Source organism: Chlorobium sp. (genome assembly GCF_021740465.1).
Classification (GTDB): domain Bacteria; phylum Bacteroidota; class Chlorobiia; order Chlorobiales; family Chlorobiaceae; genus Chlorobium.
In genome coordinates, this window is sequence record NZ_JAIOZR010000004.1 from 56107 (window position 1) to 68795 (window position 12689).

The following is a 12689-nucleotide window of genomic DNA, read 5'->3' on the forward strand; positions in this document are numbered from 1 at the left end:
CGTTATTCGGTTATAGAAAAATTTTCCGGCCCTGTTCACTGCCGGCGATAAAACGAAACATCTCTTCATAAGCGGAGCTCATAACGACCTGGCGACGCTCCATAACCTTACGGGCTGTTTCAACCGCCTTGTCGATCATATAGGGTTCAAATCCTCCGGCAGCGCTCCCCCAGGTAAATGGATACACCTCTTTGGGCGGAAATCCCCCGCCGAAAACATTCGCCGCAGTGCCTACAATGGTACCGGTGTTGAACATCGAGTTGATCGAACATTTCGCATGATCTCCCATCAGAAGACCGAGAAACTGCAGCCCGGTAGAAACTTCCCGTCCTTCCATAAGCAGCTTGACGCTGCTATAGTTATTTTTCAGGTCGGAAGTATTGGTGCCCGCACCAAGATTGCACCAGGAAGAAATATAGGAATGGCCAAGAAAACCGTCATGCTGCTTGTTCGCAAACGGTTCGACAAGAGAGTCTTCAACCTCGCCACCAACTTTCGAGGCCGTGCCGACAAACACATTGCTGTATACTCTGGCCGCAGCCTTGACCTTTGCCCAGGGAGCCAGAAAAACGTTGTTCATCAGGAGCGCGTGTGATTCGACGACCGCCCCGCTTCCGATGCCGATGAAGCCGTCATCCGCATCGAGTACTGCGCCGGCTTTCACTACAGCTCCCGGTGCGACGTAAATATTCGAACGGTTCACGATAACCGCAGACGGATGGATGTCACCTGCCAAGACGCCTGTTTCAAGAGTTCTGCCATCCTGCACCATCTCATCGGCATGAAAAGCAATGACATCCCAGAGATTGTCAACAACCCGAAACCCCTCTACCTGCTGTACCGAGAGACACTCCGCGAGCAGGTCCGTATCGAGCAGGTCAGTCAATTGGTCTCTGCATAATCCCGGAAACCGGGTGGGGTGCAGGCGGGCGAAAAGGAGATTGTCGCCCTGCATAAGAGCACAACCGGGATCAAGAGCTGCATCGATGATGATTTCAGCGGCAGCTTCGTCACAGACCAGGCGGCCGTTGATGAGAAAAAGCTCCTCTCCGTCGATTCTGTTAAGGATTCTTTCCGGGTGCTGTTCACCGTAAAAGGCCGTGAGGTAGGCTCGCAGGTGCCATGTCAGCCGCACCGCGCCGGCGGTTGCGTCTTCAAGTTTATCGGCAAGGGAACGAAACCCGGTGTAGAGCCCGTAAACGGGTTTGAGATTAACCAGAGGTTTCATGCGTGAAACCTTCTCATCTTCAAAAACCAGGTACTGCATCGTTTTATCGTGACTATCGGATTATTCGCTTAAGAAGAGACAACCGTGAGTGCGGCGGGAACTACCGATATGGTGATACGTCCCGGCCGGCTCTCGAAAACCTCTCCATCCATGTGCATAATCTCAGGTTCCGCCATGATTATTTCTATTGAACTCGCCTTGCAGTATACCACCTTCGGGTCCCGAATCTGGCTGCCGCGAAGATACATTATCACATACCTGAAAAACGCAAGTTTCGGAATGGATTTCAGAATACAGACATCAAGCAGCCCGTCTGCCGGATCCGCATCGGGAGCGATACGGAACCTGCCTCCCTCGATTTTGCCGTTCGAGACGGAAAATGCGAAAACAGGCTCATGCATTTCAAAAACGGCATCGGGAGCAGTAATTTTAATATGCATTTTTAGCGGCGCATAACCTACAAGGACGCTGAAAAGCGCATGGACATAGCTGAGCTCGCCTTTCAGCCAGGTCGTGCGCTTGACGGTTCCGGCAATTCTTCCGGTCAGCCCCAGTCCGAGAGAGTTTACAAAAAAACGCCGGTCGTCGCAGTTGAAAACAACATGGCCGAGATCTACTTTTCGCTGCCTGCCTGCAAGGCAATCCTGCAGGGCGGCCCGGGTATTTCCGCTGCTGCCGAGCGTCTTGGCGAAATCGTTCGCCGAACCGATAGGCAATACCGCGACAGCAATATCGCTGCATGCAACGGCATTGACCACTTCATGTAACGTTCCATCACCTCCGCAGGCAACGAGACAGTCGCTTTCAAGGCTTGCATCGCGGGCGATTTCGCCGGCATGGCCGGCGTAGGCTGTTGTCATAAGAGATGCGCCCTTAAGGCAGGAAACCCTGCTTCGAAGCCACGGTTCATGTCGCACGGCCCGGCCTTTGTCGGCCTCGGGATTGAAAATGAAGGTGTAACGGTATCGCTCAGGCATCGGCGGCCTCCGGAAAACGGTGAAGCTCCGCAAGAGCAGGAAGAATATGGGATGAGGCCAGAAACAGATCGTCCATTACCCTCCTGAAATCCCGTTCGGTTCCGTAGTAGGGGTCCGCAATCTCCTCGTTATGGCGACCGGGCACGAACGACATGACGAGACGCACTTGCGGTCTTCCGGCAAATCCCGTTATCAGGCCGACATCCTCGTAATTCTCATGGTCCATCACGAATATCCAGTCGAACTGGCCGAGATCGAGTTCATCAATACAGCGAGCCCTGATCGGTGAAATATCTATCCCGAAACCAGATGCCGCAGCTACGGCACGTTCATCTGGAAATGATCCCCGCTGATAGGAGCGGGTGCCGGCGGAAGCCACCGTAATACAGTGCGCAAGCCCTTCGGTGAGGGCATACCAGCGAAACACCCCTTCCGCCATGGGAGAACGGCAGATATTTTCATAGCATACAAAAAGAATGTTCAACACCATATTTACCATGCCATTCAACTTCTTAGAAAAATATTCACTGCATAATACTGCCTCTGCGTAAAAAAATAACTATTTTTACTGCAAGGGAAGCCGGCGACCGGATAAACACATCACAGTGTGCACATTAATGCATCAGATAATACGGCCAAGGCTGCATACACGAGAAATAAAGGATATATTTAATCCGGATAATTCAAACAAAAACCTTTATGAAACGTTGTCCCGTATCACGTCTGCCGGTGAGGGAAAAACCTGAGTGGGTAGCGCCACATCCCGAAAACGATTACATAACCGTGTTCAACCTTATAGGCGACGACATCATCCATTTTGTACACCGCTCCTCAAAACCGGAAATCTCGCTGGCAGGAATAGACTCTCGCCGGTTTATGACTATTCTCAAAGATCTCAAACTGACAGAAATTCCGCTCTACCTTATCGTCAATTTCGAAAAAGTAACGAACATAGGATACCTCTACAGCAAGAATTTCCTGAATTTCGTATTCAACTGGGGAAGAAACATCCGGGTGATCGTCCTGTACAATGTACGCAATGAAATACGAAACGGTCTTGACCGCTTCTGTCTGATAGCTCCTGAAAACGTATGCATGACCAGCACAGGAAGTTACCGGGAAGCTGTAGAAAAAATCATGGACATGAAGAAATGGACATGAAGAAAAGAAAAAGCTGGATCACGGCAGAGGAAAATCCGTCATCCGGATCGACTGAACTGAAAAAAGAACTGCTTGCATCCATGACCAGGATCTCCCTGCTCCATATCCTCAACCAGCAGGTTCATCCCCCTGCCGCCGATCATGAGTTCTACCCGTATTTTCTTGCCGTCGAAGAGTTCCGCAAAGACATGGTCGCAAAGGAGGCTGTCTTCAGAAAAAAGAAAAAAAAGCTGCAGGAGGAGTGCGAGCGGAGACGAAGTGACACCCTCAGCAGGCTGCAGCGCCAGATATCCCTGCATACGGGAAACGCAAAGGAGCATGAACGGCGGGTGATGAGGCTCAATACCGAAATACAGCTTCGTGGCGAAGAACTGCAACGACTGAAAAGCGTTGAGGAGAAAAAAAACCTTACCTCCCGGGAGCTCTGCTGCCGGTTATCTGCACTAGGCCGGGACGACCTTCTTGAGAATTTTTGCCACAGTCCGGCAGGCAGAGAAAAGATTGCTACCATTGCGGACATTAAACTTACCGCTGAAGACTCGCGCTTTGTCAAACTGCTGCGACGCCTGCACCCGGCTCTCACCGAAAATGAAATGAAAATCTGTCTGCTTGTGCGAAAAAATCACACCACAAAATCCATTGCCCGGCTCTACGCCACCTCAACAAGAGGGATGGAAAGCATACGGTACCGCCTGCATACGAAACTCGGCCTTGGAAAAAACCAGTCAATCAAGGCCTACCTGACCGGCCTCCAATAAAAATTACAATTGGCAGTGTATTTTTTAAAATAAACGCGATAAACAATTGAATACTTCAAAATAATTCACGATATTACTTGCGTTATCACGTCATAACACACTTAAGCCGTGAAGAAGTTACACTTTATGAGTAAAGAGATTATTGCAGTTCTACCGGATTCCGAGCAAAAACACTGGAAAAGCGACCATTTACAGGCGGGTTTTACAAAACATATCAAGCTCATCGGCCGAAATATCATTCAAAGCTCTATCGAAGCACGTCATGATATTACGCTCGACTCCATGGACATAGAGCTTTTCGATACCGCGCTGCAGGAGTCAGGCCTGACCGACGAACCGGTTTACTGTCTCTGGGATTTCGCTCACGTAAACGATGTATCGTATACCTACAAGAAGTCCATCACCAAACTCCTCTACAACCGGAACCCACAGTTCAAGCTGATTGTTTTTTACCATGTACAGCAGTCTGTAAGTATTCTTGTGGAATCCTTCGCCGCCGTCGTTCCCGACGGGCTCCGTGTACTTGTTACCGAAAACCGCCAGCAGGCACTGGATGCGATTATGGAGTACGAGAAGGGTAATCTTCCGGAACCTCCTGCCGAAAGTCATGCCGCAATAATGAAAAGGAACTTTCTTGCCTATCTGGTTAGAATGTCCTGGTTTGATATGTTCGACGAGCATATCTCAGTGCCCCCTTTTGACGATAACTACTACACGTTTTTTAAAGCAATAGAAGCTATGCAGACCGATCTCCGGGAAAAAGAAAAAGAAAAAGAAATGGAACTCGAACAACTGAAACAGGATTACGAGCAGAAAATAACCGATGCGGTTATAAAGCTTAACGCTCAGATTGAACTCAACAAAAAACAGGCAAGGGAGAGCGAAAAAGAGATAGGCGAGCTGAAATCGCGGATCGCCAACCAGGATATGGAACTTACACGGGTATCAACGGCTATCGCAGAAAAAACAACAGCATTACGCAATCTTCTCGACCAGATTTACGCCCTCGATATCGATCAGGACCAGAAAAGGCAGATGACCGATTCCTGCCTGAGCCTTATCGAAACGGAAACCATAGAGAAACGGCTCAATATCGAGCTTACTGAATCGGATTCTGTTTTCCTTTCCAAGCTGCAGAAAAAGCACCCGCATCTCAACCAGCGGGAACTTCGCATCAGCCTTCTGGTAAAACTCAATTACGATACCAGGGAAATTGCCCGTTCTGTTGGAATTTCAACCAGGGGCATGGAAAGCATCCGTTACCGCATGCATAAAAAACTGGGACTTGGAAAGCACCAGTCGATCAAGACCTACCTTTCGGACCTGGCTGCCACCTTTTAATACCGGAAACCCTGCCGGCAGGATAAAAGCGCAGGTGAGCCTGTAATTCAACCGAAGTACAGGCTCCTGATATTGGTAAATTCCCTGATTCCATAGCTGGAAAGCTCACGACCGTAGCCGGAGTGCTTGACCCCCCCGAAAGGCAGGCGAGGATCGGATTTAACCATCGCGTTGATAAAGCAGTTTCCGGTTTCGAGCCTTGAAGCGACCGCAAGGGCGCGGGCTGGATCAGCCGAGAATACCGCTGAACCGAGACCGTACTCGCTGTCGTTGGCTATGGCGACTGCTTCATCGTCGGTTGCGGCTTCAATAACCGTCGCTACCGGCCCGAAGGTCTCTTCCCCGTAAGCCGCCATACCTTTTATGACGTCGCTGAGAATGGTGGGCGGATAAAAATATCCTTTCCCTTCCGGCAGAGTGCCGCCACAGAGCAGCGTGGCTCCCTGCGTGACGCTCCGGGAGACCTGACGGTGGAGCTCCATGCGGAGATCGGCTCTTGCAATGGGTCCCACTTCGGTTACGGGATCGAAGGGGTCCCCGGTTCTGGCGCCGAGCATCCTCACAAGAAGAAGCTCCTCGAAGCGTCGCCTGACCGAACGGTGCACGATAAAGCGCTTTGCGGCAATGCAGCTCTGGCCGCTGTTCAGAAGACGGGCGGCGGCACAGGCCGTAACGGCTTTTTCAAGATCAGCGTCTTCAAGCACGATGTAGGGATCGTTTCCACCAAGCTCCATCACGCTGCGCTTCAGCTCCCGGCCGGCCCTTGTGGCCACCGCCCGGCCTGCGGCAGTGCTTCCCGTTACCGAAACCGCCTGTACGGACGGGTGAGCGATAACGGCGCCGGTCAGCGTATCCACATCCTGCAGTGCGATGTGCAGGGTACGATAGATGTTTTCGGGAAAACCGGCGTCACGGAAAACGCTCTCGATGGCGATTGCGCAACCGGTAACATTGGGAGCGTGCTTGACGATGGCTCCGTTGCCGGCCATCAGGGCAGGTACGGCAAACCGGAAAACCTGCCAGAAGGGAAAGTTCCAGGGCATTACCCCCAGCACCAGGCCGAGAGGCTCGAAAACCACCATGCCTTTTGCACCGTCCATATCGATTTCTTCGGACTTCAGATACCCTTCGGCATTCGCGGCGTAAAAGTCGCATACCCATGCGGATTTCTCGATTTCCGCCACCGCCTGAGCCAGGGGCTTTCCCATTTCGCGGGCCACAAGGGCTCCATACTCCGCCTTCCGCTCGCGCAGCAGGGCGGCGGCACGCAGCATGAAGCGCGAGCGCTCGTGCATTGCGATGCGGCGCCAGTCGGCGAAATCGCGGTATGCCTCGTCAAGAACCCCTTCGATGTCGCTCTGCGACATTGCCGGATATTCGGCAAGCACCTCTTCGGTTGCCGGATTGATGGTTACAATCATAAATTTCTGTAGCGTATTTATATGATAAGGTTAAAATGCCGGTACTCAGATACCGTCGTCAAGAGCATCGAAAAGCGCCAGGTAACTTTCGTACCTTCCTGCGTCGATCGAGCCCTCCTCGACCGCCCTCCTGACCGCACAGTCCGGTTCGACGGTATGAGAACACGACGTAAAGGCACACTCCTGCATCACCTTGAGAAACTCCCTGAAGTAAAACCTGAGATTGCTCCTCGTAATATCTGCCAGACTGAACTCCCTGATACCAGGAGTGTCGATGACATAGCCGCCTCCAGGAAGAGGAAGCATTGTAGCATTGCTTGTCGTATGCACGCCCTTGCCGCTCTTCCAGCTGGTTCTGGAGGTTTTCAGCCGTACGCCGGTCAACAGGTTGATAATGGTTGACTTCCCTACTCCGGAATGGCCGCTGAATGCTGAAATTCTGCCTTCAAGTGCCTCGACAAGCTCCCCGATACCGGTTTTGTCGTAAACGCTGACGTAGCAGACCGGGTAGCCGAGAGCCTGGTAGACCTCCATCATCCTGAGTACCCCGGCGTCCCTGTCGAGATCCATTTTGTTGACCACCAGCAGCACCGGAAGCTGTTCGGATTCGGCAAACACCAGATACCGATCGATAAGACGGGTCGAGAGCGGTGGTTCGTAGGCCGAAACGACCGGCACCAGCAGCTCGATATTGGCCGCTATCACCTGCTGTTTTTCACGGCTCCGGTTGCGGCGGGGATCCCTTCTGCGTATGAGGGCGCTTTTTCTCGGCTGCACCTGCATGATAATGCCCTCCAGGGCTTCGGTTCCGCTCAGGGTAAGCTGTACTTCCACCTCATCGCCGACGGCAGCCAGCGAGGAATCGGGGTTGGCGCTCTGCGTTCCCGGAAAGGTTCTGCATCGCAATACCCTGCCCTCCGGAGTCGTCACCATATATGCCGCACCGGACGTTCCCGTTACCCTGCCAGTGCAATATAGCTCATTTGTTTTTTTTTCTTTCATGCCTGAATAACGTGTTAACCTTCTCCGTGTTGTCGCTCATCCGATGTCGGCAAGCGTGGAACGGTCATGATAATGACGCAAATAACAGCTTCTGATCATAACGTGTTCGCGCTTTTCCAGTTCGGGATCTTCGGATGCAAGCGCAAAAGCCGCCTTGCGTGCCGACTGCATGAGCAATGCGTCAAGAAGCGGATCGGCTATCTTCAGACCGCTCACCATACCGGCCTGCTCCCTGCCGAGCACGTTGCCGGCACCCCTGATTCCGGCATCGATTTCCGAAATCCGGAATCCGTCGGATGTCGCGGCCATGGCGCCGAGCCGCTCGGAGGCTTCACCGGAAAGCGGCGCATGAACCAGAAAACAGCCCGAAGCATGCCTGCCGCGCCCGACCCTTCCGCGGAGCTGATGGAGCTGCGCAAGACCGAACCGTTCGGCATGCTCGATCACCATCACTGTGGCGTTGGGCACATCGACGCCCACCTCGATCACCGTCGTGCCGACCAGCACATCGAGATCGCCGGCTCTGAACCGGTCCATGACCGACTCCTTGAGCTCGGGCGACATCTGGCCGTGAATGAGGCCGAGGCGCAGACCGGCGAGCACGGTGGCCGAGAGCTCCTCGTAGCTTTCCACGGCGGAGCGCAGATCGATTTTTTCCGACTCCTCGACAAGCGGATAGACAATATAGGCCTGCCGTCCCGATTCCACCTCGCGCCGAAGCGCTTCGTAGACCCGTTTTTTGGCGTTTTCGGGAACAAGCGACGTTTTCACGGGCACTCTCCCTTCCGGCATGGTATCGATAACGGAGAGATCGAGATCGCCGAACCCCGCCATGGTGAGGGTTCTCGGAATCGGGGTAGCCGTCATGAGCAGCACGTGCGGACTCGCAGCCTTTTCCTGCAGGGCTTTGCGCTGCAGGACGCCGAACCGGTGCTGCTCGTCGATGATCACCAGACCGAGGCGTGAAAACGAAACGGCTTTTTCGATCATGGCGTGCGTACCCACCGCAACCGTCACCGAACCGCTTTCAAGGCCGGCCAGCACGGTCTCCCTTGCCCGCTTCGGCTGACGGCCGGCAAGCAGCGCGACATCGATGCCGAGCGGAGAGAGCCAGCGCTTCAGCGACAGATAGTGCTGGACGGCAAGAATTTCCGTCGGCGCCATGAATGCCGACTGCAGGCCGTTATCGGCGGCCAGCGCCATGGAAAACATGGCCACCAGCGTTTTGCCCGACCCCACATCGCCCTGCAGCAGCCGGTTCATGGGGCGGGCGCTTCTCAGGTCACGGTAGATCTCCCTGATCACCTCCTTCTGGGCTCCGGTCAGGGTAAAGGGAAGACCGGCATAAAACCGTCGGGTAATCTCTCCCGAATGGGTAAGCGCGGGGGCGCTGCGGTTCTTTTCAAGCTCTTTGCGGCGAAGCGCGAACAGCAGCTGGGTGTAGAACAGCTCGGTCCATTTCATGCGCGTTCGCGCTGCCTCGAGCCGTTCATGCGAAGAGGGAAAATGCATCTCACGGTAGGCTTCGGAAAGCGGCAGCAGGTCGTGCATACGGACGATATCGGGCGTGAGATTCTCCTCACTGCCGAGCGTGAAGCGCTCGAAAGCTGCGGCAACGATGGTGCGCAGCTGACGTGAGTTCAGGCCCCCCTGCTTCATGGCCGCGCTGGTGGAATAGAGAGGTATGATCCTTCCGGTATGGAACAGTTCATAATCGGTATGCCCCTGGAGCAACCCTTCGGCGGCAGTTACGCCGAGGTGCTCGAAATCAGGATGCTGCATCTGGCGCCGGCCTCCGAAAAACCCCGCTTTTCCGTGTACGGCAAGCGCGTCGCCGGGAGCGATACCCGAAGCGAAGTACCGCACCCCCCTGAACCATGTCAGCTCCACGGAGCCGGTGCCGTCATCGAGCACCGCCCTGAAGCGGCTCCTGCCGGACCCGCTGCCTTCAATACGCGCCTGCAGAACCGTACCGGCAACCGTCACCGATTCGCCGTCGCGGAGTTCACCGATTTTTCTGATGGTGCTGCGGTCAAGATAGCGGCGGGGAAAATAGTCGAACAGATCCTGGGGCGTCTGGATACCTTCCGCTTCGAGGATTGCCGCGCGCTTCGGTCCGACCCCCTTCAGGCTGGTTAATGGTGAGAAGACGGCCATAGGAAAGCTGTTGTATCTCGATGGGATTTCTTGTATATTAGCAGCCTTATTATTTTTTATCAGCAGGCCACATCAATTTTCTGCACGAGAAAGCACAGAAATCACATGAAAAAGGATATTCACCCAAAGTATACGAAAGTTACAGCCAACTGCGCCAACTGCGGCAACGCTTTTGAAACCCGTTCAACCCGCAATACCATCAAGGTTGACATCTGCAACAACTGCCATCCGTTCTACACCGGCAAGCAGATGCTCGTCGATACGGCCGGCCGCGTCGAACGCTTCAACAAACGGTTCGCAAAATCAACTGCAGCACAGGCCAAGGCTCAATAAGGGTATCAGCTCTTCCAAGCAATCTGTATAAACCTATCGGAAACCGCCATGAAAGTAAAAGAGGTCGCACAGAAGATTGAGCCGAAAATGAAGAAAACCATCGAGGCGTTTCAGCATGAAATCGCTTCGATCCGTACAGGAAAAGCCACGACGACGCTGCTCGACCGGGTAAAGGTTGAAGCTTACGGCCAGCTGATGCCTCTCAAACAGGTCGGCAACATCGGCGTTATGGATGTACACACCCTTATCGTGCAGGTCTGGGACAAGTCGATGGTATCGGCCACCGAGCGGGCTATCCGCGACGCCAACCTGGGCCTGAACCCTTCGGCCGACGGCCAGAACATCAGGGTATCCATTCCCCCGCTTACCGAAGAGAGAAGAAAGGAGTTCGTGAAGCTCACCAAGAAATTCGGAGAGGATTCGAAGGTGTCGCTCCGGAACCTGCGCCGCGACATGATTCACGAGATCGAGAAGCTGGAGAAGGATAAAGCCATCAGCGAGGACGACAAAAACCGCGGCAAAAAAGAGGCCGACGACCTCCTGCACAAATTCGAAAAACAGCTCTCCGACCTGATCGCGCAGAAAGAGAAGGAGATCATGGAGGTCTGAGAAGATCGATCCACGTCATTGCAGGAAAAAGCCGGAACCCCCGGCTTTTTCTGTTTTCGGGAAAACCTTCCGGAGCCTACACCGCCAGCCCGTTCACCCACTCCCGAAGCTTCTCCTGCAGTTCGTCGCGCACGCTGCGGAACAGGGCAAGCTGTTCGTCAGCGCTACCCTGCAGTGCAGCCGGATCGTCGAGCGGCCAGTAATGCCGGTTGCCCTCCATAAGGCCGGGCCAGATGCGGGGACAGGTCGCCTGTGCCCTGTTGCATACGACGATGAGGTAGTGCACGGGCACCTTGCCGAGATAGGCGTCAACGGCTTTTGGTTTCTGGCCGCCGATATCGATCCCGATTTCCCGCATGACCTCGACGGCAATGGGATGCACTTCATCTTTCGGCTCGAGTCCGGCGCTCATCGCCTCGAAACGGTCGCCGGCAATATGGCGGAGCAACCCTTCGGCCATCTGGCTTCGAGCCGAATTGCCGGTGCAGAGAAAAAGCACGTTTTTTTTCTTTTCCATTGATGGTAATAATGATTTGGATGACGAATGGCCGCAAAGAAACCGTTCAATTCCTGAGCGAATCCAGCAGCTTTTCATAGGAGTTGTCCTTTTGACGCGCACTCTCTCCTGTTACCAGATACACAACCTCGCGGGCTATTTTCACGGCGTGGTCGGCTATGCGCTCCAGATAACGGGATATGCTCAGAACGGCAATAAGCTGATCGATATCCGCAGCGGGCTCCTTCATCGAGGCCATGGCTTTTTTGAAAATCACCCGGTGCATGAGGTCAATCTCCTCTTCAAGTTCGTCGATCTGCATGGCCAACCCATGATCTCTGAGCGCAAAGGCGTCGACGGCTTTTTTCACCATCTCGCCGGCCTTCATGCCCATGGAGCCGAAATCGAAGGCGCGCTCCAGAACGGAACCGATATCCGGCAGTCTCTCTGCGACATGTACCGACAGATCGCCTATTCGTTCGAGGTTGTCGTTGATTTTCATGATGGCTACAATCGTTCTGAGATCTTTGGCCACAGGCTGCTGAAGGGCAAGAAAGGAGAGACACTGCGATTCAAGCTGAATTTCGGAATCGTCGATTTCCCCGTCGGCACTCTTGACCTGCAGGGCCTTATCCTTGTCGAGCGATTGCAGAGCCTCGATGGCGAGCTTGAAATTCCGGAGTACGCTTCCGGATAACGCCACAAGAGAATCCGACAGATCCCTGATGTGTTCGTGAACAGGTCGTTCAGCCATGATTGCAGTCGTTAAAATGTTTGCTGAAAGGAAAAAGCTGCGTTTTCGCGAGAGCAGGAACAACCTTGCGGAGCACCGGTACCTGCATAATTACACCTGCATTGCAAGATATGCAGCGGAATATTGAGGAATCGTTACGCCCGGGTTAAGGAATTGTTAAATGCGCCACTGGAAAGCACTGCCCCGGCCAAAGCCGTCAGGCTGGAGAAGCGGAGCTGAGGAGGCCGGCCGGAGAGTGGGAATTTCCGGTTCCAGCCTCTATTCGTTATATTGTCTTTTCTATAACGGGAACAACCGCCGCACAACGCTGATTCGGATAACGGGGTCAAAAGCTTTTCAACATATATGTAAGATAACGTCGTTCATACGAACCAGTAAATCTTAATTTATTAGGCTTAATGATTGATTTAACTAAAAAAACACTATATTATACCCACCAATAACATAATTAA

Annotated in this window: 13 protein-coding genes; 5 read left to right on the forward strand and 8 right to left on the reverse strand. The window is 53.4% G+C overall.

Annotation, left to right across the window (positions count from 1 at the left end; genetic code table 11):
• Window positions 1-10: 10 nt before the first annotated feature.
• From K9G39_RS02820 to K9G39_RS02830, 3 genes are read right to left on the reverse strand one after another with little or no spacing between them, the layout of a single operon-like run.
• A complete protein-coding gene (locus tag K9G39_RS02820) occupies window positions 11-1267 on the reverse strand; it encodes a GlmU family protein (RefSeq protein WP_292003415.1) in 1257 nt (418 codons plus the stop codon).
• Between the two features lie 29 nt (window positions 1268-1296).
• The gene (locus K9G39_RS02825; RefSeq protein WP_292003416.1) at window positions 1297-2205 is read right to left on the reverse strand and encodes a diacylglycerol kinase family protein; all 909 of its coding nucleotides are present in this window, start codon (window positions 2203-2205) and stop codon (window positions 1297-1299) included.
• The gene (locus K9G39_RS02830) at window positions 2198-2704 is read right to left on the reverse strand and encodes a low molecular weight protein-tyrosine-phosphatase (protein ID WP_292003417.1); all 507 of its coding nucleotides are present in this window, start codon (window positions 2702-2704) and stop codon (window positions 2198-2200) included. The genes K9G39_RS02825 and K9G39_RS02830 overlap by 8 nt, the downstream gene beginning before the upstream one ends.
• A gap of 200 nt (window positions 2705-2904) precedes the next feature.
• On the opposite strand from K9G39_RS02830, the gene K9G39_RS02835 reads away from it, so the two are divergent.
• The 3 genes from K9G39_RS02835 (at window position 2905) to K9G39_RS02845 (ending at window position 5465) form a co-directional block, all read left to right on the forward strand.
• On the forward strand, window positions 2905-3366 hold the full coding sequence (locus K9G39_RS02835; protein WP_292003418.1) for a hypothetical protein: 462 nt from the start codon (window positions 2905-2907) through the stop codon (window positions 3364-3366).
• Window positions 3363-4124, forward strand: coding sequence for a hypothetical protein (locus tag K9G39_RS02840; RefSeq protein WP_292003419.1), 762 nt, complete (start codon window positions 3363-3365; stop codon window positions 4122-4124). The genes K9G39_RS02835 and K9G39_RS02840 overlap by 4 nt, the downstream gene beginning before the upstream one ends.
• Before the next feature lie 126 nt (window positions 4125-4250).
• A complete protein-coding gene (locus tag K9G39_RS02845) occupies window positions 4251-5465 on the forward strand; it encodes a transcriptional regulator (RefSeq protein WP_292003420.1) in 1215 nt (404 codons plus the stop codon).
• A gap of 47 nt (window positions 5466-5512) precedes the next feature.
• On the opposite strand, the gene K9G39_RS02850 is transcribed toward K9G39_RS02845, so the two are convergent.
• The 3 genes from K9G39_RS02850 to recG are packed head-to-tail and all read right to left on the reverse strand — an operon-like array spanning window position 5513 to window position 10045.
• Window positions 5513-6886, reverse strand: coding sequence for an NAD-dependent succinate-semialdehyde dehydrogenase (locus K9G39_RS02850; protein ID WP_292003421.1), 1374 nt, complete (start codon window positions 6884-6886; stop codon window positions 5513-5515).
• A 45-nt stretch (window positions 6887-6931) separates the two neighbouring features.
• Window positions 6932-7888 carry a ribosome small subunit-dependent GTPase A gene (rsgA, locus tag K9G39_RS02855; RefSeq protein WP_292003422.1) on the reverse strand — a complete coding sequence of 319 codons (957 nt, stop codon included), beginning with the start codon at window positions 7886-7888 and terminating at the stop codon, window positions 6932-6934.
• A gap of 36 nt (window positions 7889-7924) precedes the next feature.
• A complete protein-coding gene (gene recG, locus K9G39_RS02860) occupies window positions 7925-10045 on the reverse strand; it encodes an ATP-dependent DNA helicase RecG (RefSeq protein ID WP_292003423.1) in 2121 nt (706 codons plus the stop codon).
• A 105-nt stretch (window positions 10046-10150) separates the two neighbouring features.
• Between recG and rpmE the strand changes: the two genes are divergently transcribed.
• The gene (gene rpmE / locus K9G39_RS02865; RefSeq protein ID WP_292003424.1) at window positions 10151-10378 is read left to right on the forward strand and encodes a 50S ribosomal protein L31; all 228 of its coding nucleotides are present in this window, start codon (window positions 10151-10153) and stop codon (window positions 10376-10378) included.
• Window positions 10379-10426: 48 nt separating this feature from the next.
• Window positions 10427-10987 carry a ribosome recycling factor gene (gene frr / locus K9G39_RS02870; RefSeq protein WP_292003425.1) on the forward strand — a complete coding sequence of 187 codons (561 nt, stop codon included), beginning with the start codon at window positions 10427-10429 and terminating at the stop codon, window positions 10985-10987.
• A gap of 76 nt (window positions 10988-11063) precedes the next feature.
• Here the strand turns inward: frr and K9G39_RS02875 are convergent, their stop codons facing one another.
• The gene (locus K9G39_RS02875) at window positions 11064-11504 is read right to left on the reverse strand and encodes an arsenate reductase ArsC (protein ID WP_292003426.1); all 441 of its coding nucleotides are present in this window, start codon (window positions 11502-11504) and stop codon (window positions 11064-11066) included.
• A gap of 46 nt (window positions 11505-11550) precedes the next feature.
• Window positions 11551-12237, reverse strand: coding sequence for a phosphate signaling complex protein PhoU (gene phoU / locus K9G39_RS02880; protein ID WP_292003427.1), 687 nt, complete (start codon window positions 12235-12237; stop codon window positions 11551-11553).
• Window positions 12238-12689: the final 452 nt, after the last annotated feature.

What these genes read in the sequence shown, in the direction of transcription:
- K9G39_RS02820 (WP_292003415.1), bottom strand. Translation starts at nt 1,267, where the DNA reads ATGCAGTACCTGGTTTTTGAAGATGAGAAGGTTTCACGCATGAAACCT.
- K9G39_RS02825 (WP_292003416.1), bottom strand. Translation starts at nt 2,205, where the DNA reads ATGCCTGAGCGATACCGTTACACCTTCATTTTCAATCCCGAGGCCGAC.
- K9G39_RS02830 (WP_292003417.1), bottom strand. Translation starts at nt 2,704, where the DNA reads ATGGTAAATATGGTGTTGAACATTCTTTTTGTATGCTATGAAAATATC.
- K9G39_RS02835 (WP_292003418.1), top strand. Translation starts at nt 2,905, where the DNA reads ATGAAACGTTGTCCCGTATCACGTCTGCCGGTGAGGGAAAAACCTGAG.
- K9G39_RS02840 (WP_292003419.1), top strand. Translation starts at nt 3,363, where the DNA reads ATGAAGAAAAGAAAAAGCTGGATCACGGCAGAGGAAAATCCGTCATCC.
- K9G39_RS02845 (WP_292003420.1), top strand. Translation starts at nt 4,251, where the DNA reads ATGAGTAAAGAGATTATTGCAGTTCTACCGGATTCCGAGCAAAAACAC.
- K9G39_RS02850 (WP_292003421.1), bottom strand. Translation starts at nt 6,886, where the DNA reads ATGATTGTAACCATCAATCCGGCAACCGAAGAGGTGCTTGCCGAATAT.
- rsgA (WP_292003422.1), bottom strand. Translation starts at nt 7,888, where the DNA reads ATGAAAGAAAAAAAAACAAATGAGCTATATTGCACTGGCAGGGTAACG.
- recG (WP_292003423.1), bottom strand. Translation starts at nt 10,045, where the DNA reads ATGGCCGTCTTCTCACCATTAACCAGCCTGAAGGGGGTCGGACCGAAG.
- rpmE (WP_292003424.1), top strand. Translation starts at nt 10,151, where the DNA reads ATGAAAAAGGATATTCACCCAAAGTATACGAAAGTTACAGCCAACTGC.
- frr (WP_292003425.1), top strand. Translation starts at nt 10,427, where the DNA reads ATGAAAGTAAAAGAGGTCGCACAGAAGATTGAGCCGAAAATGAAGAAA.
- K9G39_RS02875 (WP_292003426.1), bottom strand. Translation starts at nt 11,504, where the DNA reads ATGGAAAAGAAAAAAAACGTGCTTTTTCTCTGCACCGGCAATTCGGCT.
- phoU (WP_292003427.1), bottom strand. Translation starts at nt 12,237, where the DNA reads ATGGCTGAACGACCTGTTCACGAACACATCAGGGATCTGTCGGATTCT.